Below are 25,701 nucleotides of genomic sequence, written 5' to 3' on the forward strand. Positions count from 1 at the left end.
GTGGAGCGTTGAGCGGCACCGACACGCGCCGACATGGCGCCGCATGTCGAGCCCTCGATCGTTCGCGTCGGTCCGCGTCGTGCGTCGCACGCTCGCGGTCCTCGTCGCTCTCGTCAGCGCTGGCTGCGCGGATCTCGGCGCCGGTCTCGTCACGTCGTCCGCGCCCGAGTCGTGCGAGGACACCGACGCCGGTCCATCCGGCGACGTCGATGCGGGCGAGGACGCGAGCGCAGACGCCGGTCTCGATGCAGCGCTCGACGCGGGCGTCGACGCAGGGACGAGCGAGCCCGACGCGGGTCAGCCGACCTGCGCGTGCGCGACGCGCGATCTCGGTGCGCTCCCGACCGAGCTCGCGACGCTCGCGTGGCCGGCGCTCCCGATCACGACGACCGTGATCGACGTCGACACCGACTCGGAGCTGCGCGCCGCGCTCGACGGCTTCTCGAACGTGACCGTCCGCGTGCACGGCGACCACGCCGGCTTCTACACGGTCCGAGGCTCCGACGTGGAGGTGCTCCTCGACGCCGACGCCTCGATCGAGGCGCTCACGATCGCGTGGAGCCAGCAGCGGATCCGCATCGCCGGAGGGACGTTCGACACGATCCAGATCGCGCTGCCGATCGACTTCAACGCACCGTCGCGCGCGCCGCAGGAGCATCTGATGGTCAGCGACGTGACGATCGAGTGCGTGGACGTGCGCTCGAGCGACACCGCGTTCTTCCTGCACGGCCGCCGCATCGCGATCGTCGGCGCCGACGTGATCGCGGCGCGCTACGCGCTCTTCACCGGGCTCATCGCGCCGCTGCACAGCGAGGACGTGATCGTCGCGCACAGCGTGCTGCGCTCGGCCGGCCCCGAGGCGACCGTGCGCTTCCACGAGGTCGAGCGCGCGGTCGTCGCGCGCTCGACGCTGACCAACCCCGGCAAGCACAACTGGCGGGTGCACGGCGTCTCGTCGCTCGCGTACCTCGGCGACAGCACGCTCGTCGGCACCGGCTTCATGCTCGGCAACGAGCCCGGCGACGCGATCGATCACGCGTGGATCGTCCGGAGCACGCTCCACTACACCGGCACGAACGGCATCGCGATCGTGAGCCCGACCACGACGCGCAGCCTGACGATCGCGGACGACGTCTTCTACAGCGACACGCCGTTCGGGCTGCCGCCCGCGCCGTCCGATTGGATCATCACGGCGAACGTCACGCTGCCGTACGCGCCGCCGCCCCCCGACGACGGCGCGTGTCCCTGAGCTCCCTCAGGCGCGGAGCTCGCGCTTCAGGATCTTGCCCGTCGGGCCCTTCGGCAGCGCGTCGCGGAACTCGACGACGCGCGGGTACTTGTACGCCGCGAGCCGCTCCTTGCAGTACGCGATGATGTCCTCGGCGCCGACCGCTTCGTGGCCCGGCTTCTTCGCGATCACGGCCTTCACTTCTTCGCCGTGGCTCGCGTGCGGGATGCCGATCACCGCGGCCTCGGCGACCGCGGGGTGCGCGTACAGGACCTCTTCGATCTCGCGCGGGTACACGTTGAACCCGCCGCGGATGATCATGTCCTTCTTGCGATCGACGATGAAGTAGTAGCCGTCCGCGTCGCGCGTCGCGACGTCGCCCGAGTGGAACCAGCCGTCCTTGATCGCCTCGGCCGTCGCCTCGGGGCGCTTCCAGTACCCCTTCATGACGTTGTGGCCCTTGATGCAGATCTCGCCGGGCTTGTCGTTCTCGGTCACGACGTTGCCCTGATCGTCCTCGAGGCGGAACTCGCAGCCCCAGATCGGCACGCCGATCGAGCCCGCCTTCTTCGGCTTGTCGAGCGTGTTGAACGACGCGACCGGCGACGTCTCGCTGAGGCCGTAGCCCTCGAGCGTGTTCACGCCGTACTTCTGATCGAACGCCTTCATCACCTCGACCGGCATCGCCGATCCGCCCGAGATGCAGTGGCGCAGCGACGCGAGGTCGTACTTCGCCGACTCGGGGTGGTGCAGCAGCGCGAAGAACATCGTCGGCACGCCGGCGAAGAGGTTCACGCGGTGCTTCTGCATGATCTGCATCGCGCCGTCGGGATCGAAGCGCGGCATCAGCACGACGGTGCCGCCCGCGGCGAGCGTCGCGTTCTGGATGCACGTCTGCCCGAACGAGTGGAAGAGCGGCAGCACGCCGAGCGCGATCGTCTCGTGCGTGATCGGCAAGAGCTGCGTACGGACGAAGTGCGCGTTGAAGAACAGGTTGAAGTGCGTGAGCTCCGCGCCCTTCGGACGGCCGGTCGTGCCCGACGTGTAGAGGATGACCGCGGTGTCGTCGGGCATCGTCGCCGCGACGTCGGTGACGGGATCGCTTCCGGTGACGAGCGCCGTGAAGTTGACCGCGCCCTCGGGCGCCGAGAGGTCGGTGCGATCCGCCTTGCACACGATGAGGTGCTTGCACGCGTCGGTGCGCGCGAACGCGGCCTGCGCCTGCGGCAGGAAGCCCTCCCACACGACGAGCGCGACCGCGTCCGAGTCGTCGAGGTGGTACGCGATCTCGTCGGCGGTCAGCAGCACGTTGAGCGGCACGATCGGCGTGCCCGCGTAGTGACCGCCGTAGTACGCGATCGTGAAGTGCGGCACGTTCGGCAGCATCAGCGCGACGTGCTGCCCGCGGTGCACGCCGAGCTTCGCGAGGCCGCCCGCGAAGCGCTGCACCATCCCGTGCAGCATCGCGTACGGAAGGGTGACGTCGCCCAGCACCATCGCGGGCTTGGCCTCGTACCGCTTGGCGCTCTCGCGAAGCAGCGTGGCGATGTTCAGCGTCATCGAGAATCCCCCTGTTTCGTTCGGGTGAAGAGCGCGCGATGGTAACACCGCGCGCTGTCGCGATGGGAGACCCGAAGACGCTGCGCGATCAGCCGCTCACCTTCTTCCAGCTCTCGCGCGCCGACACGTCCGTCCACCAGCGCGACACGTTCTTGCGCGACGACGCGATGTCGCCGTGCCCGAGACGCTCGAGCAGCGCGAAGTACGGCATGAACGAGATGTCGCCGAGCGAGAACGACGCGCCGCCGACGTACTTCGCTTCGCCGAGCCGGCGCTCGAGGACGTCCGCGGTGTGCGCGAGCTTCGCGCGGTTCTCGTCGACGATCTTCGCGTCGGGCTGACCTCCGCGCGCCTGGTAGAGCAGCTGGATCGTCGGGCCGCTGAAGTACGACTGCTCGATCGAGATGAACTGCTCCATCCGCGCGTAGTCGCGCACGTCGCTCGGCGTGAGCGACACGCCGGGGAGCGCGCGGTCGAGGTAGCGCACGATCGCGCGCGACTCGTACAGCTCGAAGCCGTCGTGATCGAGCACCGGCACGACGCCGAACGGCTGACGCGCGAGGTGCTCGCTCGACTTCTGCTGCTTCGTCGCGAGATCGACGACGCGCAGATCGTACTTCGCGCCCTTCTCCTCGAGCGTCGTGAGGACCTTGCGCGTGCAGGTGCTGTGCGGGTTGCCGTGGACGGTGATCATCGTTCGTCGCCTCCTGGGCCCGTCCTATAGCCGCCCCTGGCCTCTTCCCAGCGCCGGAGGACTGCGATACCTCTCGCGCCACGATGCGGCGATCTCCGGCGTTCCTCGGGCTGGCGCTGATCGCGGCGCTGCTCGCGTCGTGCGACGAGCCGAGCGAGTCGGGGCTCGAGCGCGTGCGGCGCACCGGCGTGCTGCGCTGGGGCGGCGACGTGCAGGGCGGCGAGCCCTACGTGTTCGAGGATCCCGCGCGCCCGGGCACGCTGATCGGGTTCGAGGTCGAGCTCGCGGACGCGATCGCGCGCGAGATGGGCGTGCGCGCGCAGTTCGTCCAGAACGACTGGTCGAACCTCGTGCCCTCGCTCGAGCGCGGCTCGTTCGACGTCGCGATGAACGGGCTCGAGGTCACGCCCGCGCGCGCCGACAGCGTGCTCTTCACGCGCCCGTACTTCGTGTTCGCGGCGCAGCTCGTCGCGCGCGCCGAGGACACGAGCGTGACGAGCCTCGAGTCCTTGCGCGGACGTCGCGTGGGCACGCTCGCGAACTCGTTCTCGTGGGACATGCTCAACGCGGCGGGCGTCGAGGTCGTCGCGTACGAGGGCGTGGAAGAGCCCTACGCGGATCTCGAGGGCGGGCGCCTCGACGCGGTGCTGCTCGACGACATCATCGCGTCGCGATACGGGCTCGTGCGGCCCTCGCTGCGCCTGGTCGAGGACAGCGGCGAGGGGTTCTACGCGGTCGCGGCGCGTCAGGGCGAGGGCGATCTGCGCGACGCGATCGATCGCGCGATCGCGCGCCTCGCCGAGAGCGGCGAGCTGCGCCGCATCCTCTCGCGCTGGGAGATCGACCACGAGCGCCAGGCGCGCCTCGCGACGTGGACCGACGACGACACGCGCGCGATGTTGCGCGTGCACGGCCACGCGCACTTCTCGCTGCACCACGTGTGGCTCTTCCTGCAGGGCGCGATCGTCACGCTGCTCGTGAGCGCGTCCGCGATGGTGCTCGCGATCGGGCTCGGGCTGCTGCTCGCGCTCGCGCGCATGTACGGGCCGCGCGCGCTCGCGGTGCCCGCGACGTTCTACGTCGAGCTCTTCCGCGGCACGCCGGTGCTGCTGCAGCTCTACCTGCTCTACTTCGGGATCATGCCCGCGGTGCGCCAGGCGCTCGGCTGGCACGCGGGTATCGAGTCGGACGCGCTGGTCGCGGCGGTGGTCGGCCTCGGGCTCAACTACGCGGCGTACGAAGCGGAGATCTATCGCGCCGGCATCCAGGCGATCCCGCCGGGCCAGATGGAGGCCGCGAAGGTGCTCGGCATGGGCACGATGCTCGCATTGCGGCGCGTCGTGGTGCCGCAGGCGTTCCGCATCGCGCTCCCCGGCGTGACCAACGACTTCATCGCGCTGCTGAAGGACAGCTCGCTCGTGTCGGTGATCACGGTGGTCGAGCTGACGAAGCGGATGACGATCACCGCGATCGACGTGCGCAGCTGGCTCCTGCCCGGGCTCCTCTGCGCCGCGTTCTACATGGCGATGAGCTATCCGCTCTCGCGTCTGTCGCAGCACCTCGAGCAGAAGCTCGCGAGGCAGGAGTCGCGATGAGCGCGCCCGTGATCGAGGTGACGAAGATCGTGAAGCGCTACGGCGAGCGCACGGTCTTGCGCGAGATCTCGTTCGAGATCGCGGCGGGGCAGGCGGTCGCGCTCGTCGGGCCGAGCGGCGGCGGCAAGTCGACGATGCTGCGCTGCATGATCGGGCTCGAGCCGTTCGAAGGCGGGAGCGTGCGGGTCGCCGATGCGCACCTCGCGCCGGGCACGCTGCGCAAGAACGCGGCCCCGCTGAAGGTGCTGCACGCGCAGGCGGGCATGGTGTTCCAGCAGTGGCACCTGTTCCCGCACCGCACGGCGCTGGAGAACGTGTGCGAGGCGCCGATCCACGTGCGCGGCGATGCGCCCGAGAAAGCGAGGGCGCGCGCGAGCGAGCTGCTCGCGAAGGTGGGGCTGTCGCACCGCGAGAGCGCGATGCCGCGCAGCATGTCGGGCGGCGAGCAGCAGCGCTGCGCGATCGCACGCGCGCTCGCGATGGACCCGAAGGTGCTCTTCATGGACGAGCCGACGTCGGCGCTCGATCCCCAGCGTGTCGGCGATCTCGTCGAGCTCCTCGATCAGCTCACCGAGGAAGCGAAGCTCACGCTCGTGATCGTCACCCACGAGATGCGCTTCGCGGAGAAGCTCTGCGATCGCGCGCTCGTGCTGTACGAGGGGAACGTCATCGAAGACGGCGCGCCCGGCGAGGTGCTCGCGAGCCCCAAGGATTCGCGCACCCGCGCATTTCTCGGTCTCGAGGACTAGTTTCCCAGGGGGCTCCGCCCCCCCTCGACCCCCGGCCGCTTCGCGCTGCGCGCGGGGCCCCAGCCCCGCTTGCTCTTCGACGGCGGGGTTGGTGTTGAGCGGCGGCGCGACGCGCGCGGCGGAGTGGGCGCAGCGGCACGGCGGAGCGGGCACCGCGGCGCGGCGGGCGCGACGTTGGCCCGTCCGCGGGTCGCGCGCCGATCAGGGCACCGCGCACTCGCCGCAGCCGAAGACGCCGCCGCCGCAATCCGTCGCGTCGACGTCGCCCGCCGGCGTGATGCACGCGACGTCGCACTCGCTCACCCGCGCGCAGCGCGCGACGCCCGAGATCATGCGCACGCGGCACGTGCTCGCGTCCTCGCACACGACGTCGCAGTCCGCGCCGCACTCGACGTCGCACGTCGAGAGGCGCTCGCAGGTCACGACGCACGCGTCGTCGCAGGTGAGCGTGCACGTCGACACGTCCGCGCACGTCAGATCGCACGCATCGCCGCAGCGACCGTCGCAGTCCGACAGCGACTGGCAGAGGCCCGAGCACCCTGGAACACCGCAGGCGTAGTCGCAGCGCTCGCCGCCACGGCACTCGCACACATCCCCCTCGCACGGGCCCGACGACGCGGAGCACGCGACGAGGAACATCGAGATCGCGATCACGGCGCGCATGCGCGGAGAGTGCGCACGACCTCGCGGCTCGCGTCAATCGGCGAGCATCGGGAAGAGCACGTCGTCCTCGAGCGAGATGTGCCGCACGAGATCGCGATCGAGCGCGTCCAGCGACGCGCTGTCGTGCCGTCGCGCCCTCGGGCGGCGCGTAGCGACGCGTCAGCTGCCGCGTGCGCGCGAGGACCTCGCTCGCCGCGTCGTGCGGTCCGGCGGGCATGGCGTCCTCCCGCGACGGCAGGTCCGCACGTCCTCCTTCGCGCGCGTGACCGTGCTCACCCGTACGTCAGCGCACTCGGGGCAGCTGGAGTGCTCGCTCGCGCAGGGCCCGCAAGGGGAGCGTGCGGAGCACGCGGACGGGAGGGCCCGGAGTGGGCGAGCCGACTTGGATACTCTTTCGGCTATCCTGCGCGGCTCGATGCTCAGGCGTCTTCTCTCGCGCAAGCCGATCGCCGACCTCGAGCCCGGCGACTCCCCGCACTCGCTGCATCGCGCGCTCGGCGCGCGCGATCTGATCTTCCTCGCGATCGGCGCGGTGATCGGCGCGGGCATCTTCAGCTCGATCGGCACCGCCGTCGCGGGCGAGGTGCGCGAGACCGGCGAGGTCGTGCGGTACGGCGCGGGCCCCGCGGTCGTCGTGTCGTTCGTCCTGCTCGGCGTCGTCTGCGGCCTCGCGGCGCTCTGCTACGCGGAGCTCGCGTCGATGATCCCGCAGGCGGGCAGCGCGTACGCGTACGCCTACGCGACGCTCGGCGAGCTCGTCGCGTGGATCATCGGGTGGGATCTCATCCTCGAGTACGCGGTCGGCAACGTCGCCGTCGCGATCGCGTGGGCCGGATATCTCGACTCGATGCTCTCGGGCTTCGGCATCCACATGCCCGGCTGGCTCATCCACGGTTACTTCGACGTCGCCGCGAGCAGCCACCCCGAGGTGCGCGCGCTGCTCGAGACCGCGCCGCACGTCGCGGGCATCCCGATCCTGATCAACCTCCCCGCGTTCCTGATCGTCGGCGTCGTGACGTGGCTGCTGCTGATCGGCGTGAAGGAGAGCGCGCGCGCCAACACGGTCATGGTGATCGTGAAGCTCGTCGTGCTCGCGCTGTTCGTGTTCGTCGGCGCGATGCACGTCGATCCCGCGCACTACACGCCCTTCGCGCCGAACGGCTGGACCGGCATTCACCAGGGCGCCGCGATCGTGTTCTTCGCGTACATCGGCTTCGACGCGATCTCCACTGCGGCCGAGGAGACGAAGGACCCGCAGCGCAACATGCCGATCGGCATCCTCGCCGGCCTCGCGATCTGCACCGTGATCTACGTGGTCGTCGGCGCGGTGATGACGGGCCTCGCGCCATGGGACTCGATGCGCGTGTCCGATCCGCTCGCGCACGCGCTCGAGACCGCGGGCCTTCCGGTCGTGCAGTGGCTCGTCGCGGCGGGCGCGGTGATCTCGCTGAGCGCGGTGCTGCTCGTCTTCCAGTACGGCCAGCCGCGCATCCTGCTCGCGATGGCGCGCGACGGGCTGCTCCCGAAGCGCATGGCCAGCGTGCACCCGAAGTACAAGACGCCGTGGACGCTCACGATCCTCACCGGCCTGCTCGTCGGCGTGGGCGCGCTCGTCGCCGACGACGACGCGACGTACGACCTCACGAACATCGGAACGCTCTTCGCGTTCCTGCTCGTGTGCATCGGCGTGATGGTGCTGCGCGTCGTCGACCCGAGCCGACCGCGCCCGTTCCGCGTGCCGTTCGTGTGGGTGGTCGCGCCGCTCGGCGCGGTCGCGTGCCTCTGGACGATGGCGGGCCTGCCTGCGTCGGCGTGGGAGCGCTTCGCGGTGTGGCTCGTGATCGGTCTCGCGCTCTACTTCGCCTACGGCTGGCGCAACTCGGTGCTCGGCAAGAAAGCCGGCGGCTGATCACGCGCTCGGACGATCGCTGCGACGGTGCGGGAGCTCGCGATCGAGCCACGCGATCGCGCTCGCCTCGTCGTCGAAGTACGCCCACGCCGACGGCGTGAGGCGCATCCAGCGCAGCGAGTCGACGAACGCGCGCACCGGGATCGAGCGCGTCACCACCGCGTGCGCGAGGCAGCGCGCGTCGGGACCGATGCGGCGCATCGCGTCGAGGATCATCCCGAGCTGCACCCGCGTCGGCGGCCGCGCGTCGCGCGCGTCGACGAGCAGCACGAAGGGCCGACCCCGCTGCGCGATCGCCTCGAGCGCGCGCAGCGCGTCCGCGACCTCCGCGTCGTGACGGACACCCGCGGGCCACGTGAGCCGCACGCGCGGCCACGCTTCGATCTCGATGCGGATCCCAGTCCTCTCGCGCGCCGGATCGACCGGCGCCGCGAGCGCGTCCCCCAGGGTCATGCGGGCGAGATTCTTCGCGCGATCGATCGCTGTCAACGGGTGCGAACGACCGCTACATGTCGCGTTTTCGCCCTCGTTTCGCAGGTGATCCGCGCCATCCGCGATCCACCGCGCCGGCTCGCTCGTAGGTCGCTCGAGGGGAGCCGAGCGATGCGACGAAGCGATCAGTTCCGGCGGCAGCACCAGGAGCTCCAGGAGCTCGCGGTGGAGATCGGCACGCATCTCCGGGTCGAGGTGCTCGAGCAGGACGCGTCGGTCTGCCGGCGCCTCGTCGCGCGCTTCGCGGGGAAGCTGCGGGTTCACGCCGCGATGGAGAACGACGCGCTCTATCCCGAGCTGCTGCGCCACGACGATCCGCAGGTGCGCCAGCTCGCCGAGCGTCTCGTCCGCGAGCTCGGTCCCGTGTACGAGGGATTCGACGCGTACGAGGCGCGCTGGTCCAGCGCGCACGCGATCTCGATCGAGCCGCGCGCGTTCGTGGTCTCCACGCTGGAGACGTTCGAGATGTTGCGACGCCGCATGGCGACGGAGAACAAGCAGCTCTACCCGGTCGTCGACGCGCTGGTGCGCTGAGGGCCTCGCTTCTCGCCCCCGCCCGCGCGAGGTGCTAGAGCGCGCGCCTCATGGCGAGCACGCTGGACGAGGCGCTCGCGTCGTTCCGTGCGGGGGCGGCGCCCGACGAGGTGGTCGATGCCGCGCTCCGCGAGGCCGATCGCGCGCTCGAGTCGGGGCAGGCGCTCGACGGGATCGAAGCGCTGGTGCGCGCCGAGAGCGAGCTCGGCGCGGGGTTCGGTGGCGTGCGCGGAGGCGGGCTCGGCGTGCGCCACGTCGAGCGCCCGCGCGTGCACGCGCTGCTCGGGTTCCGCGAGCGCGTCGATCGCACGCTGCCCGCGCTGCGGCGCGCGGTGCGCTTCCCGGAGGACGTCCGCCGCGCGCTGGAGCTCGAGGTGGAGCGCGCGATCGCGCTGTCGCGCGCGTTCGTCGAGCTCGGCTGGTACGCGCACGGCGCGTCGATGCTCGCCGCGTCGGAGCTGCCGCTCGGGTACCTCGGCGCGCGCCCCACGCAGCGCTTCGAGTGGCTGAGGCAGCGCGCGAGCTGGGCGTTCGCCGCGCGCGAGCTCGGCGAGGCGCGCCAGGCGGTGCGCGACTACCACGCGCTGGTGCGCGACGGCGGGCTGCCCGACGTCGAGATCGATCGCCTGCTCGACGAGCTGACGGGATGGCTCGAGGTCGCGCCGGTGCGCACGCTCGTCGCGGAGCTCGCGCCGCGCGTCGCGGGGCACCCCGAGCGCGAGGGGCGCTTGCTCGCGTGGGACATCGCGTCGACGCTCTTCTTCCCGTGGGACGAGGCGCTCGAGGCGGAGCTCGAGTCGCGGCTCCGCGAGCCCACGGTCGCGACGCTCGAGGCGCTCGTCGATCGCGTCGGCGAGGCCCTCGCCGCCCGCGCCGCGCTCGCGAGCGATCCGCTGCCGCGGCCCGCGCTGCTCGAGGACGGCGGGCGCGTGCTGATGCTGCTCGATCGGCTCGCCGATCTCGCGCTCGCGCGCGACGCGGAGAAGCTCGCGCTGCGTGCGCGCGTGACCGCGCACGAGCAGATGCTCGACGTGCTCGCGGCGCTGCGCCCCGACGCGCTCGAGGCGATGCATCCCGTCGACGCCGCGCGCGTGCGCGAGCTCCTCGATGAGGCGCCGTGGTCCGAGGCGGCGCGCGGCGCGCGCCTCGCGCGGCTGCGCGCGTCGATCACCGACGACGCCGACGCGCGCGTGATCGCGGCGCTCGTCGCGGATCCGCTGCTCCCCCCGAGCGACGCCGAGATTCTCTCGGCATCGCGGCTCGGGGTCGACGGAGCGCTCGTCGCGCCCGACGAGGACACGCTCGACCTCGTGGCTGCGCTCGTCGATCGCAGCGCGCTGTGCTCGTCGGGCAGCGGTGGAGACCGCGAGATCGAGCGCGGCACGATCGCGCTCGCGCGCCGCTGGCTCGAGCACGCGATCACCTCGGAGGATCGCGCGCTCGCGATGGAGGCGAAGGAGATCCTCGCCGGCGCGCTCGAGCTCGAGGGCGATCTCGCGGGCGCGCTCGCGCTCTTCGAGGAGCTCGCGACGTACTTCGAGGCGCGCGATCACGAGCGCTGGGTGCGCGCGATCGAGCGCTGCGCGATGCTCGCGAAGCAGACCGGCCGTCTCGCCGCCGCGGGACGCGCGGCGCGCAGCGGCTTCCGTCCCGGCGGTCGGGTGCAGCTCCCGGCGCAGGATCTCCCCGAGCCGAGCGATCCGATGCAGGCCGAGGAGCAGGCCGAGCGCGCGATCGCCGTCGCGCTGCGCACCAGCGATCCCGAGGTCGGCGAGGCGTGGCTGCGGCGCGCGCTCGCGCTCTACGATCGCGTGCCCGACGGCCGCCGCCGCGAGGACGAGATCTGGGAGCGGATCGCGGATCTCTGGCAGGCCGAGGCCGACGCGCTCTTCGAGTCGGGCGACGCGACGAGCGAGACGCTCGACGAGGCACACCGCCGCGCGCACGAGGCCCTGGTGCGCGCGATCGAGGTGAACGAGGACCTCGGCGACGGCGAGCGCGTGTTCGAGCTCTCGGGCCGCGTGCTCGACGTGCTGTGGACGTGGCTCACGCGCTGGGAGGACGCGATCGATGCGTTCCTCACGCTCGCGCGCGGCCGCTTCCGCTCGGCGATCGCCCGCGCCGATCTCGATCACGCGGCGGCTGCGCTCTTCGAGCTGCGCGCGCACCTCGCGGACTTCCGCAGCGACACGTCGGACCTCGAGATCGAGGGCGACGAGGGCGGCACGTTCGTCGCGCGGTTCGAAGAGCTCGAGCGCGAGATGGCGGACGGCGTCGCGGCGGAGACCGAGAAGCTCGGCGAGCCGTGGTGGGCCGAGCGCCTCGAGCGGCGCGCCGCGCTGCTCGAAGCGCGCTGGGCGCAGCTCGACGACGACGACGACGGCGACGACGAGCCCTGAGCCGGCTACCGTTGCGCCATGCGGATCGGGGTCGACCTCGGCGGGACGAAGATCGAAGCGATCGCGCTCGCGGACGACGGGACCATCGCCGTCCGCCGGCGCGTCGCGACGCCGGCGCGCGAGGGGTACGACGCGATCATCGGCGCGATCGCGGAGCTCGTGCGCACGGTCGAGCGCGACGCGGGCTGCGCGGGTGCGAGCGTCGGCGTGGGCACGCCGGGCGCGCTCTCGCCCGCGACCGGGCTCCTCCGCAACTCGAACACGGTGTGCCTCAACGGCCGCCCGCTCGATCGCGATCTCTCGGTCGCGCTCGGTCGTCCGCTGCGCATCGCGAACGACGCGAACTGCTTCGCTCTCTCGGAAGCGAGCGACGGAGCGGCCGCGGGCGCGGAGATCGTCTTCGGCGTGATCCTCGGCACCGGCGTCGGCGGTGGCGTCGTGGTGCGCGGCGACGTGCTGAATGGTCGCCACGGCGTCGCCGGCGAGTGGGGCCACACACCGCTGCCCTGGCCGCGCGACGACGAGCGCCCCGGCCGCGCGTGTTACTGCGGGCGTCACGGCTGCGTCGAGACGTGGTGCTCGGGGCCCGCGCTCGCCGAGGATCACCGTGCGCACACCGGCGAGAGAATCGACGGGCCGACGATCGCGGCGCGCGCCGACGCCGGCGATCCCGCGTGCGTCGCCACGCTCGCGCGCTACGTCGATCGCCTCGCGCGCTCGCTCGCGATCGTGATCGACCTCGTCGATCCCGACGTGATCGTGCTTGGGGGCGGCGTGGGGTCGATCGCGCAGCTCTATCGCGACCTGCCCGCGCGCCTGCCCGCGTGGGTGTTCAGCGACGTGGTCACGACGCGCATCGTGCCTCCGCAGCACGGCGACTCGAGCGGCGTGCGCGGCGCGGCGTGGCTCTGGCCGATCGAGGGCGCGCGATGACGAGCGAGTGGCGCCCCGACCTCTACGCGCGCTTCGCGCGCGAGCGCGCGCAGCCGTTCCACGATCTGCTCGCGCTCGTACGTCCGCGCGCGGCGATGCGCGCCGTCGATCTCGGGTGCGGCACCGGCGAGCTCACGCGCGTGCTGCACGACACGCTCGCGGCTGCGACGACGCTCGGCATCGACTCGAGCGAGACGATGCTCGCGAAGAGCGCGGCGCACCTCGCGCCCGGGCTCTCGTTCGCGCGTGGCTCGATCGAGTCGTTCACGCCCGACGCGCCGCTCGACCTGATCTTCTCCAACGCCGCGCTCCACTGGGTCGACGATCATCCCGCGCTCCTCGCGCGGCTCGCGTCGTTCCTCGCGCCCGGTGGACAGCTCGCGGTGCAGGTGCCCGCGAACGAACGTCATCCCTCCCACACCGTCGCCGCCGAGGTCGCGCTCGAGCCTCCGTTCCGCGACGCGCTCGCCGGATGGACGCGCGTCTCGCCGGTGCTCGAGATCGCCGACTACGCGCGCGCGCTCCACACGCTCGGTCTCGTCGACGTGCACGTGCGGAGACAGGTCCATCCGCACGTGCTCGACACGCGCGACGCGGTCGCGGACTGGACGCGCGGCACGCTGCTCACGGCGTACTTCGCGCGCCTCCCGAGCGAGCTCCACGCGCCGTTCGAAGCGCGATATCGCGAGCTCCTCCGCGCGCGCCTGCCCGACGAGCGACCGTTCTTCTTCCCGTTCGAGCGCGTCCTCTTCCGCGCCGCGCGATCGGAGTAGGATCGCAGCGCATGTCGTTCCGCGACGATCGCGACGCGCTCCGTCATCGCAACGAGGCGCTCGAGCGCGAGGTCGAAGCGCTGCGCGCCGAGCGCGACGCCGCGAGCGAGGCGCGCGACCGCGCGCTCGCCGATGCGGAGCGCGCGCGGAAGGGCGAGATCATCGACGCACCGCACAGCGCGTATCGCGCGGGCGAGAAGGTGATCGTCGAGTGGCGCGGCTCGTGGTGGGACGCGACGGTCGTCGGTGTCGTCGGCCCGCGCGAGTGGCGCATCCACTACGACGGTTGGTCGAGCTCGTGGGACGAGGACGTCGGGCCGATGCGCATCCTGCCGCGCGGCGCGACGCCGCCGGGCCCGCGCGCGGGGAAGGGCGCAGGGCGCGCGGTGCTCGTGCTGCTCGCGCTGCTCGCAGTCGCGATCGCGGCGGTGATCGTGCTCGTGAGAGGGAGCGACGCGCCGGCGTCGGTGCCCGGCGCGTACACCACGCCCGGCACCGCGCTCGCGCCGAGCGACGCGCTCAGCGTCGGCGCGCCGGTCTGGGTCGAGTGGAACGGCACCTGGTATCGCGCGACCGTGCTCCAGACCTACGACGACGGAAGTGCGCGGATCCACTACGACGGCTGGTCGGACACGCTCGACGAGACCGTCGCGCGCCCACGCATGCGGCGACCCTGACGCGGGGATCACCCGGTCGGGCGAGCGACGGCTACGACGCAGTGCGCTATCCCCGGAGTCCTGCGCGCGCGCCGGGGTCGGGGGGCAGCGGCGCGCGCGCAGGGCCTCGGCCCTTCCTAGGGGGCGCTCTTCGCGAGCGCGTCCTGGAAGGCGCGGAGCACGTCGTCGCTGAAGAGCACGAAGCGGATCGCGTCGATGCGCCACGCGCGCTCGCGCGCGACGCCGATCGCGATGCGCGCCGCTGCGTCGATCGGATACCCGAACACGCCACACGAGATCGCGGGCAGCGCGACGCTCTTCGCCTCGTTCGCCTCGGCGAGCGCGAGCGACGAGCGGAACGCCGACGCGAGCAGTCGCGCGTCCTCCGACACGCCGCGATAGCGCGGCCCGACCGCGTGGATCACCCACGTCGCGCGCAGCTTGCCGAACGCCGGTGTGATGCGTGCCTCGCCGACCGGGCACCGCACGCGCGGCGGCTCGACGATCGGCAGCGCGCGACACGCGTCGAGCAGCTCGCGCCCGGCGGCGCGATGGATCGCTCCGTCCACGCCGCCGCCGCCGAGCAGCGTCTCGTTCGCTGCGTTGACGATGGCCTCGACCTCGACCTCGGTGATGTCACCGCGCTCGACCGTGATCGCCATGCGCGCAGCGTAGTGCGCTTTTGCAGGTCGTGGGCACGCGTGGTAAGGCTCGCGCCCACATGGGCCGCAGTACGTCCAGGTGGAGCGCCGTGCTCGGCGCCGCGCTCGTCGGGATCGCGGTCCCATGCGCGGCGCACGCCGAGGACGCGCCCGAGGTCGATCCCGAGAGCGGTCACGTCTCCGTGAGCGGCGGCGCCCTCGCGGGCGACGACGCAGGGTCGCTCGCGTTCCGCCCGCTGGTGCGCGCCGAGGTCGCGTTCAACGTCGCGGGACCGCTCGCGGCCGGCGGCTTCCTCCAGGTCGCGTTCGCCGATGGCGGCATGAGCGACGCGCCGGCGTTCGGCGGCGGCGTGTTGCTCACGCTGCGCCCCGATCTACCGGAGCTCGGGTTCGTGCCGCACCTCGAGATCACCGGCTCGCGGCTCCAGCTGCCGAGCCGCGGCGACGGCCTCGTCGACGCGTGGTCGGCGGGCATCGGCGGTGGCATCGGCGTCACGATCGTGACCGGCGTCGCCGTCGAAGCGCGCGTCCATCACGGCTGGTACTTCGGCCTGCCCGCGACGAGCTCGCTCTCCGAGAGCGCGTGGACGTTCGGCGGCGCGCTGACCGTCGACCTGCCCTGAGCGAGCGCTCAGCTGTCGTACATCCCGTTCGAGATCTCGAGCGCGTAGGTCGCGCAGCTGAGCGCAGCGCCGGGGCGACGCCGCACGCGCACGAAGAACGTCGCGGTGTCGTCGGTGCAGTGCGCGGCCGCATCGCTCGGCGCCGTGGGCGACGCCCAGCACGGGCACTGCCCGGACACCACGCCTCCCACGTCGCCGCGGAAGTCGGTCGCCCACGAGTAGTCGATCGTCGGCGTGGCCGGCCCGGGGCACGCGACGCCGCCGCAGCTCCCGCGCGACACGGTGATCTCGAACGTGTCGTCGGGGTTCGTCATCAGCTGCGCGCGCACGTGGAAGTTGTCGCAGGTCGTGTCGGCGACGTCGGTCGCCGTGAAGCGGTACCAGACGACGCGATCGTCGGGCAGCACGTTGCCGGTCACGACGTGCGTGCGTCCCGGCGAGTCGGGGAAGTCACCGAGGTCGATCGCGGTCTCGCACGTCACGCCCTGGCCGAGGTCGGGCATCGCGGCGCACTCGCAGCCCGGCACGGTGCGATCGAGATCGAACGTGCCGCTCGGGCATCCGCACGAGCCGTCGATGCACACGCCGCCGCCCGGGTAGTACTCGCAGATCGCCGCGGGGTCGCCTTCGTCGACGTTCGTGTCGCAGTCCTCGTCGTCGCCGTCGCAGATCTCGTCGAGCAGCGGGCTCTTCTCGGGATCGGTCTCGTCGCAGTCCTCGCCCGCCGGCGAGCCGTCACCGTCGACGTCGACGTCGTCGGGCACGCAGTAGCGCGCGTGGCAGGTCGAGCCTGCGCGGCAGGTCCCGTCGCCCGCGCACGGCGGGTACGGCGCGCACTCGCCCTCGAAGCAGTACTCGAACGGCTCGCAGCTCACGCCTTCGCACGACGGCGGCGCCATCGCATCGACGGGCGGCCCCGAGTCGCGTCGTCCGCCGTCGATGCCGCTGACCTGCGCGTCGCGCGTGCCGGCGTCCACGTCGTCACCATCGTCGCCGCCCCCGCCACCGCAGCCCGCCAGCGCGCCTGTCACGACGAGCAGGGCAGCGATCGACGAGACCAGCGAGACGGCCTTCTCAGCTTGCGTCGGCACGGCCAAGCACCTCTGCCCGTCGAGGCACGATCGCAACGCGATGCGCGTCGGAGGCGGTGAAATCGCGCGGACATCGCGCGTCGAATGCGAGGCTATCACAGACCACCACGCGCCCGGAAACCCCCGCCCGCCGACGCGACGAAGGCTGGTTCGTCGCGAAGCGCGCGGCGCAGGTCTCGACCCGCCGCCCAGCGCGCGCGATCGCAAGCGGGTTGGGCACCCGCGCGCAGCTCGGGGGTCGACAGGGGGGCGCGCAGCCCCCCGGGGCAACCCAGCGCGGCACGTCTCGCCACGCGGCGCAGCGCGTGATCGCAAGCGGGTTGAGGACCCGCGCGCAGCTCGGGGGTCGACAGGGGGGCGCACAGCCCTCCGGGGAAACTCAGCGCGACGTCTCGACGCGCGGCGCAGCGCGCGAGATCGCAAGCGGGCTGAGGACCCGCGCGCAGCTCGGGGGTCGACAGGGGGGCGCACAGCCCCCCGGGGAAACTCAGCCCCCCGGGGCAGCTCAGCGCGGCTCGTCGACGCGGATCAGGATCACGCTGACGTTGTCCTTGCCGCCGCGCTCGTTGGCATCGCTGATCAGCTTCCGCACCGCCGCGTCGAGATCGTCGTGCGTGCTGCGGATGAGCTTCGCGATGTCGTCCTCGGGGACCATCTTCGACAGCCCGTCGGAGCAGAGCAGGTAGTAGTCGCCGTTGTGCGGCTCGTCGACGTTGAGATCGACCTCGACCTCGTCGAACACGCCGACCGCTCGGCTGAGCTTGTTCGCGCTCGGCCCCTGGATGCCCATCGCGCCGAGCGTGTGATCGGTCGTGAGCTGCGTGAGCTCGCCGTCGCGCAGTCGATAGAGACGGCTGTCGCCGACGTGCGCGATGTACACGCGCTTGCGGTTCGGCGAGAAGCGCGCCGCGACGAGCGTCGTGCCCATGCCCGCCTGGGCCTCGTTCGCGCGCGCCTGCTTCAGGATCGCGGCGTTCGCGCTCTGGATCGCGCGCACGAGCTCGTCGCCGCGGCGCGGCAGCCCGGGGATCGGCGAGCCGCCGAAGTGCCCGGTCTCGAACGACGCGGTGATCACGTCGATCGCCATCTGGCTCGCGACCTCGCCCGCCGCGTAGCCGCCCATGCCGTCGGCGATCGCGAAGAGCGAGTGCGCCTGCAGCACGAGGTACGCGTCCTCGTTGTGCTTGCGGCGCCGGCCCGCGTCGGTCTGGCCGACCGCGGTCACGAGGATCCGAGGCTGAGGCCCCGTGGGCTCGTCCTCCTCGATCTCTCCGGGCAGCCCGGTCTCGGAGATCTCGATCTCCATGCTGCCGACGTTCGAATTCGCGTTCGCGTGCGCCGACGCTCCGGGCGGCGGGCTCGACGCGAGCTTCGTCCCGTTCTCCTCGCCCGTCGCGTCGCGACGACGCGGCATCGGGCCCGCGGCGAGCCCCGCCGCGCCCACGCCGACGGCAGCAGGCTCGCGCGCGCCTCCGTCACGGCGCCTGCCGAGCAGGAGGAAGAGAACGGCCGCCAGCACGAGGCCAGCGACGCCTGCGATGATCCAAGTCGTCATCCGGGGCGATTCGCATCCTAACAAGGTCTCACGGTGCGGTGGGAGCCCAATTCGGTCCCGTTGCGGTAAGCCCTCCCACGTCGGTGAGGACACTCCTGCGCAGCCCGACCGGTTTCTTGCGTGTTTTTCGCGGGCGCGTAACTCTCCTGCGGGTGCTCTCCCGCCCCACGGCGCGATCGCCGCTCCGGCCCGGGCCCGACGAGACGGTCGTGCCGCTGGTCGTGCGACGGCGCGGCGAGGACGCGGAGGCGCGCCGGGAAGAGGGTGGGGCGCGGATGTCGTCGGTCGCGAGCCTCGCGTCGGTCGAGCTCTCGGGCGTCCTCGCGACGTCGCCCGACGCGCTCCGTCGACGCCTGCTCGGACCGTGGGCGCTCGGCCTGCGCCAGTACCTCGCGCTGAGGCTCGGTGACCCGCAGCGCGCCGGGGACGCGTTCCGTGAGCTGAGGCGTCTCGTGTCGGCGATGCCCGCGTCGGAGCTCGTGCGCGAGCCGGGCCCGAAGGCGCACGTCTACCGCCTCGCGCGGCGCATCGCGCTCGACCTCGAGGCGCAGCGACCGGTGTCCGCGCGCGGTCGCGAGGCGCTCGCGTTCCGCGATCCGCCCGACGCGACGCGCGGCTACGCCGACGCGCTGCAGCGCGTGCGGCGCTCGCTGTCGGGCGACGATGCCGAGCTCGTGGAGCTGCGCTTCGCGCGCGAGCTCTCGCCCGCCGAGATCGCGTGCGTCGTCGAGCAGCCGCTGGTCGACGTCGAGCTGCGCCTGGCGCGCGCGACCGCACGCGCGTTCGACCTGCTCGGCGCGCACGCGCCCGATCCGCACGCCACGCGCGGCGGTCCGCTGGTCGACGCGTTCGCGCTCGCGAAGGGCGCGCAGGGGAGCGCGACGCGCACCGCCGAGGGCGAGTCGCTCGCCGCGCTCCCACCGGGCACGCTGATCGGCGCGCGGTATCGCGTCGTGAAGCGCGTCGGCATCGGCGCGTTCGGCGACGTGTACATGGCGGACGACGCCGACGTCCCCGGGCACCGCGTCGCGCTCAAGATGCTGCGCGAGCCCTCGCTCTCGACCGCGGCGCGCGAGGCCGCGCTGCGCGAGCTCAAGCTGATCGCGGCGGTGTTCCACCCGTCGGTCGTGCAGTTCAAGGACCACGGCTGGCACGAGGATCGGCTGTGGTTCGTGATGCCGTGGTACGAGGGCGAGACGCTCGACCAGCGCATGCAGCGCGGTCCGCTCGCGCGCGCCGAGGCGCGGCGCATCTTCGAGCCGCTCGCGCGCGCGCTCGCGGCGCTGCACGCGAACGGCATCCGGCATCAGGACATCAAGCCGGACAACGTGTTCCTCGCGCGCATCAAGGGCTTCGGCCCCGACGGCGAGCACGAGGAGAGCATCCCGGTGCTGCTCGATCTCGGCGTCGCGGCGAAGGAGCACGAAGCGCTGATCGGCGGCACGCCGGTGTACTTCGCGCCCGAGGTCGCGTCGCACTACGCGAACGTCGACGACGAGCGACCGATCGGCCCGAAGGCGGACGTGTTCGCGCTCGCGCTCACGCTGCGCAACGCGCTCGAGCCCGACACGGAAGAGGACGTGCCCGCGGGCGCGATCGAGGCGTTCATCGAGCGGCGCGCGCGCGAGCGTCCGCCGCTGCCGCGCGCGAAGGAGCTGCGCTGGCTCGCGCCCTCGTTCGAGCGCTGGCTCGCGATGGATCCCGATCAGCGGCCGAGCGCGGAAGAGCTCGCGCGAGAGCTCGCGGTGCTCACGCGGCCCGAGGAGCGACGCGCGCGACGTCGCGCGGTGCTGCAGTGGCTCGTGCCGCTCCTCGTCGGTCTCGGCGCGGCGTTCGGCGCGCTCGTCTACGTGTTCGTCCGCGAGACCGAGCTGCAGGAGCTCGAGATCAGCCGCGCGCGCACCGAGGCCCAGGCCGCGCGCGCCGATCTGATGGTCGAAGCGGCGCGCCTCGAGGCGCTCGACGCCGACCACGCGGCGCTGCTCGAGCGCTACGAGCAGAACCGCCTCACGCGCCAGCAGCTCGCGGATCAGCTCGCGACCGCGGAAGGCCAGATCCGCATCCTCGGCGATCAGATCGGTCAGCTGATCGGCGACCGCGAGTCGCTCAGCGCGTCGCTCGACGAGACGCGCGAGGCGCTCGCGACGATGCAGGAGACCTTCCTGACGCAGCGCCGGCAGCTCGACACCGAGCTCACGCGCGTGCGCGACCTGACGCGGCACATCGACGAGCTGCGCATCGACTCGGAGCGCGTCACCGCGGAGCTCGAGGGCGAGCTCGAGCAGACGCGCGGGCGCGTCGAGCAGCTCGAGGATCAGCTCGAGATCTCGCGCGCCGCGCGACGCGAGGTGACCGCGCGCGCGGAGTCGCTCGACAACCAGCTGCGCGAGTCCGAAGCGGCGCGCGAGCGCGCGATGGAGGAGCTCGTCACGCTGCGGCGTCGCGTGGCGCAGCTGCGCGAGATCCTCGATCCGGGCGAGCAGCCGGCGCGAAGGCCCCAGGACACCGGCACGCTCGACGTGCGCGCGCCCGAGGGCGCGAGCGCCGATCCCGTCACGCCTTGAGGACGCCGGCGCGATCTTCGGATCGCCGGTGCTGGGTCGGGCCCGTCAGGTATCGCCGGTGATGGCTCGGACCCATCGAGATCGAGTTCAGGCTCGGCGGTGATGGGTCGGACCCATCGAGATCGACTCGAAAGTCGTCAGGTGATGGGTCGGACCCATCGGAGGTCGACTCGAAAGTCGTGAGGTGATGGGTCGGACCCATCGAGATCGACTCGAAAGTCGTCGGGTGATGGGTCGGACCCATCGAGATCGACTTCGAGCTCGCCCCGCGATGGGTCGGACCCATCGAGATCGAGTTGGAAGTCGGCGTGGATGGGTCGGACCCATCGAGATCGAGCTGGAAGTCGGCGTGGATGGGTCGGACCCATGCCGATCGAGCTGGAAGTCGGCGTCGATGGGTCGGACCCATCGAGACCGAGCTCGCCGGCGCTGGGTCGGACCGAGATCGCCGCCTGCGCGCATCACACGCTCACCACGTCGCGGCGTCCGGCGTGCGCGGTCCGCGCGATGCCACGAACGCGCGACAGGCAGTCTGCGTGCGGAATACCGCCAACACCGGATCTTGCTCCGCGTAGAGCGGCGCGCGCGGCAGGTGCGCGGTGCGCAGCGCCTCGTCGCACGCGCTCGGCGCGCACGTGACCTCGCACTCTTCCGAGGGGATCTCGGGGATCGGATCTCGGTGGCCGGGGATCACGCCGCCCACGTGGAGCACCGTCGGCGCGCGCCACGGGCGCACGACGAGCGCGTGGTCGACGCAGTGACCGCGCGGGCCGTCCCACCGATCCTCGACGCACGGGACGGGGCGGAGCGTCGGCACGCACGCGAGCTCGTGGATCTCCGCGCCCTCGGCGTAGGCGACGTGCGCATCGTCCCACGCGATCACGCCGACGGGGAGCCGGCGCACACCGCTCGCCTGCCAGCGCCGCTGCTCGAGCCGCTGCTCGACGACCGAGACGCTCTCTTGTCCGAGGTCGACCACGACGCGCTCGTCGCCGTGCCGTGACACGACGATCGAGAGCTGGTTCACCACGACGTCGTCCCACACGGCGACTCGCTGGCACTCGCCGCGCAAGCTCGCTCCCTCGGCGATCTCCAGCGATCGCTCGGTGTAGAGGAACACCGCGCTCGGCTTCCGCGACAGCCAGCGCTCGATCGCCGCCTCGTCCACCGCGGCGACGTGCAGCTCGTGGTCCTCGAGGAACGTCGCGACCCCCGCCGCTTCGAGGAGCTCGTCGGCACGGAGGCCCCGCGCCTGCGTCGTTCGCTCGTCGGCCGGAGGCGCTGCCTCCTCTGCGGGCGGCTGCGTGGACGCAGCCGTCTCCGACGCGGCAGGGAGCGTCGAGGCACACGCGGTCAGACCGAGGAAGAGGACGTGTCGCATGCCGGCTGAGACATGCCGCGCCCGCGATGGTTTCGCACGACGCGCGCCGTGGCGCGGTCAGCGCGCGTGCCGGACCGATCCACGCCCGCGCGGTGCTCGACCTCACTCGAACGTCACGCGTCCGAAGCGGTCCGGGACGTGGAAGTCGCCGACGAGCGGCGGGGACCATCCGACGCCGAGCTGTCCCTGCGCGCGCACGTCGAGCACGTACAGCGCGATGCGCCAGGTGTCGCCGCGCGAAGGGCGCGACGCCGGCGTGCCGAGGCGCTCGAACGCGCTCCACGGGATCGCGATCTCGGCGGTCCATCCGTCGTCCGCTGCGTCGTCGTTGGGCGTGCCGTCGGTCGACACCGCGGAGCGCAGCTCGCTCGACCACGTCACGTGACCGAAGGGCTGGGGCACGCGCCGCGCATCGAACCACGTGTCGAACACCAGGTGCGTCGGCGAGACCTGCAGCTCCGCGTAGCTGCGCCCGTCGCCGTCGGGATCGATCATCAGCTCGACCGCGTCCTGCTCCCAGAGGTGCGCGTCGTGCCCCTCGAGATCGCAGCGCAGCAGCGCATCGTCGACCTCGAATGCGACGTAGAGCGCGTCGTCGTCCCACGCCATCCGCGCGGTGACCTCGGGCTGCGCGTGCGAGCCGTCCATCGTGTCGACGAAGCGCTCGGTCCGCGCGGCGTCGCGCCAGGTCGCGTCGTCGAGGCGACCATCGAGGGTGGGCGGTGCGCTCGCGCGCGGCACGCGCAGCGTCGGGATCTCGGTGCGAGGCGGAGGCGTCGCGCAGGTGCATCCGCTCGCGACGAGCGACGCCGCGATCACCAGCTCACGAGCACGCATCACGGAGCTCCTCCGGCACGCTCACCGGTCGTGCTTCGGCGAGGTGCACGACGGCGGTCGTGATCGCGCCCTCGCACAGCACCTCGCCGTCGCGCAGCACACGCGCCTCGAACACGATCCGCGCGCGCGTGACCGACGAGACCCACGTCTCGATCACGACCTCGTCGTCGAAGCGCGCGGGCGAGCGATACGCGAGGTTCGCTTCCACGACCGGCATCGCGAGCCCGCGCTCCACCTCGAAGCGTCGATAGTCGACGCCGCGCGCGCGCAGGTACTCGATGCGCCCGGCCTCCATCCACACGAGATAGACCGTGTGGTGCACGACACCGGCCTTGTCGGTGTCGACGTAGCCCACACGAGCACGATGCCGGACGACCGCGGTGCGATCGTCCGGCACGTGGGGAACGAAGCGACCTCGGTTCACGACGGCGTCGGCGCTCGAGAGCAAGCGGGGTTGGGGCCCCGCGCGCAGTGTTTGGGTGGGGGCCCCGATCCGGCTCCGCCGGTCGGGGGGAGGGGTCTTCCCAAGACCCCTCCCGCAAGCTCAAGCCGCGGCGGCGAGCTTGCTCTTCACGAGGTCGTATACCGCCGTGAAGTGCGTCATCTTCTTGAGCTCGTCCTCGGGGATCGAGAGCTTGAAGGTGCGCTCCACCTCCGCGACGATCTCGATCGCCATCATCGAGTCGATCCCGAGCTCCTTGAAGGGAGTCTCGTCCGGGATCTCGTCGACCTCGCTCACCTCGGCGATGATCTCGCGGAGCTTCTCCCTCAGGTCGCTGTCCGACATCGCGACTGCTCTTTCTCGCCGCTTGGGGCGCTACGGGTCTGGGCTCAACGCGCCGCGACCGCGCGCTTCTCGACGAGATCGAGGAGCTGACGGACGGTCTGGATGCCGACGAGCTGCTCGTCCGGGATCTGCACGCCGAGCTCGCGCTCCATCTGACCGACGAGCTCGAGCATGCCGAGCGAGTCGATGCCGAGCGCCGCGATCTTCGCGTCCTCGGTGACGTGGCTGAAGTCCTTCTCGGCGATCTCGCTCGCCATCCGCTGGAACGTCTTGATCAGCTCGGAACGGTTCATCGGTCTTCTTCTCTCGATCTGGCCGGAGGCGATCGGCCGCTCAGGCCGACACCGGATGCTCTTCGAGCTCGCCGCTCTCCCACATCGCGCGGGTCTTGCGACGCTGGGCCTTGCCGCTCGACGTCTTGGGCAGCGCGCCCACCGCGCAGATCGCGACGTGCGCGGGCGTGAGGCCGAAGCTCTTCTGGATCGCCTCGGCGATCTCGGTGCGCAGGCGCGCGGCGTCGCCGCTGTTGCCCTCGGCGGCGATCACGAGCTGCTCGACGCCGTCCTTCATCACGCTGAACGCGACGACGTTCCCGCGGCGCACGCCCTCGATCTCGCCGACGGCCCACTCGAGATCCTGCGGGTAGTGGTTCGCGCCGTTCAGGATGATCAGGTCCTTCACGCGCCCGCAGATGTACACGTTGCCATCCGCGACGTACCCGAGGTCCCCGGTCCAGAGCCAGCCGTGCTTGAACGACTCGGCGCTCGCCTCGGGGTTCTCGAAGTAGCCCTCGGTGACGCTCGGGCCCTTGCTGAGGATCTGACCGACGACGCGCTCGCCGACTGGCTGGCCGCTCTCGTCGACGATCGCGAGCTCGTGGCCCGGGAAGGGCACGCCGCACGAGACGAGCTCGAGCGCGTCGGGCGAGGCGCTCGGCGTCGCGCGACCGCTCTTCATCGCCGCGCCGTCGACGCGATCGACGATCATCTCGGTGCTGCGCTGGTGGAACGTGATCGCGAGGCAGCTCTCCGCCATGCCGTAGCTCGGCAGGAGCGCGTGGCTCTTGAACCCCGCCGGGCGGAACTTCTCGGCGAACTCGATCAGCGTGCGCGCGCGGATCGGCTCGGCGCCGCAGCCCGCGACACGCAGGCTCGAGAGGTCGAGCGCCGCGAGGTCCTTCTCGTTGCAGCGCTTCGTGACGAGCTGGTACGCGAAGTTCGGCGCGTACGTGATCGTGCCGCGGTGCTTCGTGATGAGCTCGAGCCACATGCGCGGCATGCGCGCGAACGTCGGCGTGGGCATCAGCACGACGGGCAGATCGACGATCAGCGTGCCGAGCACGAAGCCGATCAGGCCCATGTCGTGGAAGAGCGGCAGCCACGAGACCCCGACGTCGTCCGGCGTGCGCGCCAGGCCGTGGGGCCCGAGGAACGACGTCGTGTTCGCGACGAGGTTGTGGTGCTTCACCATCACGCCCTTCGGGCGGTTGGTGGATCCACTCGTGAACTGGAGGAAGCAGAGATCGTCGGGCGTGACGACCGGCGGCGCGAAGGGCGGCGCCTGCCCGGTGAACCCGGTCTCGGTGTCGAGGATCGGCAGGTTCTCGAGCCCCTCGCGGCCGCGCAGCTGATCCACGATGTCGCGGTTCTGCTGCATGCAGATGACGGCCTTCGCGTGCGAGGCCTTCACGATGTGCTCGAGCGTGTCGACGTACTGATCCGCGCCCTTGAACGACGCGCGCGGGAAGATCGGCACCGGGACGAACCCACCGACGCTCGCGCCGAGGAAGCTCAGCACGAACTCGTGGTTCTCGGGGAGCACGAGCGCGACGCAGTCGCCTTTCCGCATGCCCAGCGCGGCGAGGAACGCGGCCCGACGGTGGGCCTCGGCGCGCATCGCCTCGTACGGGAAGTAACGCTCCTGGCGATCGGCTCCGTAGAACCGGAAGCCGCGCGCCTCGCCGCCCGGCAGGCGGTCGAGCGCTTCGACGAGCGTCGAGGGATAGGCCGTCATGGG

Annotated in this window: 24 protein-coding genes; 11 read left to right on the plus strand and 13 right to left on the minus strand. The window is 71.9% G+C overall.

Translation table 11 applies throughout. The features are described 5' to 3' along the window. Positions 1–43 precede the first annotated feature (43 nt). The gene (locus DB32_RS13900) at positions 44–1,249 is read left to right on the plus strand and encodes a hypothetical protein (protein ID WP_053232945.1); all 1,206 of its coding nucleotides are present in this window, start codon (positions 44–46) and stop codon (positions 1,247–1,249) included. A 6-nt stretch (positions 1,250–1,255) separates the two neighbouring features. On the opposite strand, the gene DB32_RS13905 is transcribed toward DB32_RS13900, so the two are convergent. Both DB32_RS13905 and DB32_RS13910 read right to left on the minus strand, forming a co-directional pair. After that, positions 1,256–2,788: a long-chain-fatty-acid--CoA ligase gene (locus DB32_RS13905; RefSeq protein ID WP_053232946.1), complete on the minus strand. Its 1,533-nt coding sequence runs from the start codon at positions 2,786–2,788 to the stop codon at positions 1,256–1,258. A gap of 88 nt (positions 2,789–2,876) precedes the next feature. Then, positions 2,877–3,482, minus strand: a complete 606-nt coding sequence (locus tag DB32_RS13910; protein WP_053232947.1) for a glutathione S-transferase family protein — start codon at positions 3,480–3,482, stop codon at positions 2,877–2,879. Positions 3,483–3,565: 83 nt separating this feature from the next. Between DB32_RS13910 and DB32_RS13915 the strand changes: the two genes are divergently transcribed. Together DB32_RS13915 and DB32_RS13920 are read left to right on the plus strand one after the other, a co-directional pair. After that, a complete protein-coding gene (locus DB32_RS13915) occupies positions 3,566–5,077 on the plus strand; it encodes an ABC transporter substrate-binding protein/permease (RefSeq protein ID WP_205627053.1) in 1,512 nt (503 codons plus the stop codon). An 8-nt stretch (positions 5,078–5,085) separates the two neighbouring features. Continuing rightward, on the plus strand, positions 5,086–5,826 hold the full coding sequence (locus DB32_RS13920) for an amino acid ABC transporter ATP-binding protein (RefSeq protein ID WP_053238805.1): 741 nt from the start codon (positions 5,086–5,088) through the stop codon (positions 5,824–5,826). A 201-nt stretch (positions 5,827–6,027) separates the two neighbouring features. Here DB32_RS13920 and DB32_RS13925 read toward each other — a convergent pair whose 3' ends face one another. Further along, positions 6,028–6,489, minus strand: a complete 462-nt coding sequence (locus DB32_RS13925) for a hypothetical protein (RefSeq protein ID WP_053232948.1) — start codon at positions 6,487–6,489, stop codon at positions 6,028–6,030. A gap of 415 nt (positions 6,490–6,904) precedes the next feature. On the opposite strand from DB32_RS13925, the gene DB32_RS13930 reads away from it, so the two are divergent. Further along, positions 6,905–8,398 (plus strand): amino acid permease, encoded by a 1,494-nt coding sequence (locus DB32_RS13930; protein ID WP_053232949.1) that lies wholly within the window; start codon positions 6,905–6,907, stop codon positions 8,396–8,398. Here the strand turns inward: DB32_RS13930 and DB32_RS13935 are convergent, their stop codons facing one another. Then, a complete protein-coding gene (locus DB32_RS13935) occupies positions 8,399–8,851 on the minus strand; it encodes a hypothetical protein (protein WP_157069029.1) in 453 nt (150 codons plus the stop codon). A 150-nt stretch (positions 8,852–9,001) separates the two neighbouring features. On the opposite strand from DB32_RS13935, the gene DB32_RS13940 reads away from it, so the two are divergent. Genes DB32_RS13940 through DB32_RS13960 form a run of 5 tightly spaced genes read left to right on the plus strand, consistent with a single transcriptional unit; the run spans position 9,002 to position 14,206 of the window. Beyond that, a complete protein-coding gene (locus tag DB32_RS13940; protein WP_053232951.1) occupies positions 9,002–9,424 on the plus strand; it encodes a hemerythrin domain-containing protein in 423 nt (140 codons plus the stop codon). Between the two features lie 50 nt (positions 9,425–9,474). Continuing rightward, a complete protein-coding gene (locus DB32_RS13945) occupies positions 9,475–11,823 on the plus strand; it encodes a hypothetical protein (RefSeq protein WP_053232952.1) in 2,349 nt (782 codons plus the stop codon). Positions 11,824–11,841: 18 nt separating this feature from the next. Beyond that, on the plus strand, positions 11,842–12,756 hold the full coding sequence (locus DB32_RS13950; RefSeq protein ID WP_053232953.1) for an ROK family protein: 915 nt from the start codon (positions 11,842–11,844) through the stop codon (positions 12,754–12,756). Next, a complete protein-coding gene (locus tag DB32_RS13955) occupies positions 12,753–13,529 on the plus strand; it encodes a methyltransferase domain-containing protein (protein WP_053238806.1) in 777 nt (258 codons plus the stop codon). The genes DB32_RS13950 and DB32_RS13955 overlap by 4 nt, the downstream gene beginning before the upstream one ends. Positions 13,530–13,540: 11 nt before the next feature. Beyond that, positions 13,541–14,206: a hypothetical protein gene (locus DB32_RS13960; protein ID WP_053232954.1), complete on the plus strand. Its 666-nt coding sequence runs from the start codon at positions 13,541–13,543 to the stop codon at positions 14,204–14,206. 116 nt (positions 14,207–14,322) lie between these two features. Here DB32_RS13960 and DB32_RS13965 read toward each other — a convergent pair whose 3' ends face one another. Then, positions 14,323–14,847, minus strand: coding sequence for an O-acetyl-ADP-ribose deacetylase (locus DB32_RS13965; RefSeq protein ID WP_053232955.1), 525 nt, complete (start codon positions 14,845–14,847; stop codon positions 14,323–14,325). A gap of 59 nt (positions 14,848–14,906) precedes the next feature. Between DB32_RS13965 and DB32_RS13970 the strand changes: the two genes are divergently transcribed. Continuing rightward, complete coding sequence (locus DB32_RS13970; protein WP_157069030.1) at positions 14,907–15,470, plus strand: hypothetical protein; 564 nt, start codon at positions 14,907–14,909, stop codon at positions 15,468–15,470. 8 nt (positions 15,471–15,478) lie between these two features. Here the strand turns inward: DB32_RS13970 and DB32_RS13975 are convergent, their stop codons facing one another. After that, a complete protein-coding gene (locus DB32_RS13975) occupies positions 15,479–16,561 on the minus strand; it encodes a putative metal-binding motif-containing protein (RefSeq protein ID WP_157069031.1) in 1,083 nt (360 codons plus the stop codon). A gap of 505 nt (positions 16,562–17,066) precedes the next feature. After that, a complete protein-coding gene (locus DB32_RS13980) occupies positions 17,067–18,116 on the minus strand; it encodes a PP2C family protein-serine/threonine phosphatase (RefSeq protein WP_083457371.1) in 1,050 nt (349 codons plus the stop codon). A 152-nt stretch (positions 18,117–18,268) separates the two neighbouring features. Between DB32_RS13980 and DB32_RS13985 the strand changes: the two genes are divergently transcribed. Beyond that, entirely contained in the window at positions 18,269–20,680 is a 2,412-nt protein-coding gene (locus DB32_RS13985; protein ID WP_053232958.1) for a serine/threonine-protein kinase, read from the plus strand. A 469-nt stretch (positions 20,681–21,149) separates the two neighbouring features. On the opposite strand, the gene DB32_RS13990 is transcribed toward DB32_RS13985, so the two are convergent. From DB32_RS13990 to DB32_RS14015, 6 genes are all read right to left on the minus strand, one after another. After that, positions 21,150–22,061: a hypothetical protein gene (locus DB32_RS13990; protein WP_053232959.1), complete on the minus strand. Its 912-nt coding sequence runs from the start codon at positions 22,059–22,061 to the stop codon at positions 21,150–21,152. 102 nt (positions 22,062–22,163) lie between these two features. After that, the gene (locus DB32_RS13995) at positions 22,164–22,898 is read right to left on the minus strand and encodes a carbohydrate-binding family 9-like protein (protein ID WP_053232960.1); all 735 of its coding nucleotides are present in this window, start codon (positions 22,896–22,898) and stop codon (positions 22,164–22,166) included. After that, complete coding sequence (locus tag DB32_RS14000; protein ID WP_053238808.1) at positions 22,885–23,295, minus strand: acyl-CoA thioesterase; 411 nt, start codon at positions 23,293–23,295, stop codon at positions 22,885–22,887. The genes DB32_RS13995 and DB32_RS14000 overlap by 14 nt, the downstream gene beginning before the upstream one ends. Before the next feature lie 147 nt (positions 23,296–23,442). After that, a complete protein-coding gene (locus DB32_RS14005) occupies positions 23,443–23,685 on the minus strand; it encodes an acyl carrier protein (RefSeq protein ID WP_053232961.1) in 243 nt (80 codons plus the stop codon). 44 nt (positions 23,686–23,729) lie between these two features. Continuing rightward, entirely contained in the window at positions 23,730–23,978 is a 249-nt protein-coding gene (locus tag DB32_RS14010; protein ID WP_053232962.1) for an acyl carrier protein, read from the minus strand. A 40-nt stretch (positions 23,979–24,018) separates the two neighbouring features. Beyond that, positions 24,019–25,698: a fatty acyl-AMP ligase gene (locus tag DB32_RS14015; RefSeq protein ID WP_053232963.1), complete on the minus strand. Its 1,680-nt coding sequence runs from the start codon at positions 25,696–25,698 to the stop codon at positions 24,019–24,021. Positions 25,699–25,701: the final 3 nt, after the last annotated feature.

The organism is Sandaracinus amylolyticus (assembly GCF_000737325.1).
Taxonomy (GTDB): domain Bacteria; phylum Myxococcota_A; class Polyangia; order Polyangiales; family Sandaracinaceae; genus Sandaracinus; species Sandaracinus amylolyticus.

What these genes read in the sequence shown, in the direction of transcription:
- DB32_RS13900 (WP_053232945.1), top strand. Translation starts at nt 44, where the DNA reads ATGTCGAGCCCTCGATCGTTCGCGTCGGTCCGCGTCGTGCGTCGCACG.
- DB32_RS13905 (WP_053232946.1), bottom strand. Translation starts at nt 2,788, where the DNA reads ATGACGCTGAACATCGCCACGCTGCTTCGCGAGAGCGCCAAGCGGTAC.
- DB32_RS13910 (WP_053232947.1), bottom strand. Translation starts at nt 3,482, where the DNA reads ATGATCACCGTCCACGGCAACCCGCACAGCACCTGCACGCGCAAGGTC.
- DB32_RS13915 (WP_205627053.1), top strand. Translation starts at nt 3,566, where the DNA reads ATGCGGCGATCTCCGGCGTTCCTCGGGCTGGCGCTGATCGCGGCGCTG.
- DB32_RS13925 (WP_053232948.1), bottom strand. Translation starts at nt 6,489, where the DNA reads ATGCGCGCCGTGATCGCGATCTCGATGTTCCTCGTCGCGTGCTCCGCG.
- DB32_RS13930 (WP_053232949.1), top strand. Translation starts at nt 6,905, where the DNA reads ATGCTCAGGCGTCTTCTCTCGCGCAAGCCGATCGCCGACCTCGAGCCC.
- DB32_RS13935 (WP_157069029.1), bottom strand. Translation starts at nt 8,851, where the DNA reads ATGACCCTGGGGGACGCGCTCGCGGCGCCGGTCGATCCGGCGCGCGAG.
- DB32_RS13940 (WP_053232951.1), top strand. Translation starts at nt 9,002, where the DNA reads ATGCGACGAAGCGATCAGTTCCGGCGGCAGCACCAGGAGCTCCAGGAG.
- DB32_RS13945 (WP_053232952.1), top strand. Translation starts at nt 9,475, where the DNA reads ATGGCGAGCACGCTGGACGAGGCGCTCGCGTCGTTCCGTGCGGGGGCG.
- DB32_RS13950 (WP_053232953.1), top strand. Translation starts at nt 11,842, where the DNA reads ATGCGGATCGGGGTCGACCTCGGCGGGACGAAGATCGAAGCGATCGCG.
- DB32_RS13955 (WP_053238806.1), top strand. Translation starts at nt 12,753, where the DNA reads ATGACGAGCGAGTGGCGCCCCGACCTCTACGCGCGCTTCGCGCGCGAG.
- DB32_RS13960 (WP_053232954.1), top strand. Translation starts at nt 13,541, where the DNA reads ATGTCGTTCCGCGACGATCGCGACGCGCTCCGTCATCGCAACGAGGCG.
- DB32_RS13965 (WP_053232955.1), bottom strand. Translation starts at nt 14,847, where the DNA reads ATGGCGATCACGGTCGAGCGCGGTGACATCACCGAGGTCGAGGTCGAG.
- DB32_RS13970 (WP_157069030.1), top strand. Translation starts at nt 14,907, where the DNA reads ATGGGCCGCAGTACGTCCAGGTGGAGCGCCGTGCTCGGCGCCGCGCTC.
- DB32_RS13980 (WP_083457371.1), bottom strand. Translation starts at nt 18,116, where the DNA reads ATGACGACTTGGATCATCGCAGGCGTCGCTGGCCTCGTGCTGGCGGCC.
- DB32_RS13990 (WP_053232959.1), bottom strand. Translation starts at nt 22,061, where the DNA reads ATGCGACACGTCCTCTTCCTCGGTCTGACCGCGTGTGCCTCGACGCTC.
- DB32_RS13995 (WP_053232960.1), bottom strand. Translation starts at nt 22,898, where the DNA reads ATGCGTGCTCGTGAGCTGGTGATCGCGGCGTCGCTCGTCGCGAGCGGA.
- DB32_RS14005 (WP_053232961.1), bottom strand. Translation starts at nt 23,685, where the DNA reads ATGTCGGACAGCGACCTGAGGGAGAAGCTCCGCGAGATCATCGCCGAG.
- DB32_RS14010 (WP_053232962.1), bottom strand. Translation starts at nt 23,978, where the DNA reads ATGAACCGTTCCGAGCTGATCAAGACGTTCCAGCGGATGGCGAGCGAG.
- DB32_RS14015 (WP_053232963.1), bottom strand. Translation starts at nt 25,698, where the DNA reads ATGACGGCCTATCCCTCGACGCTCGTCGAAGCGCTCGACCGCCTGCCG.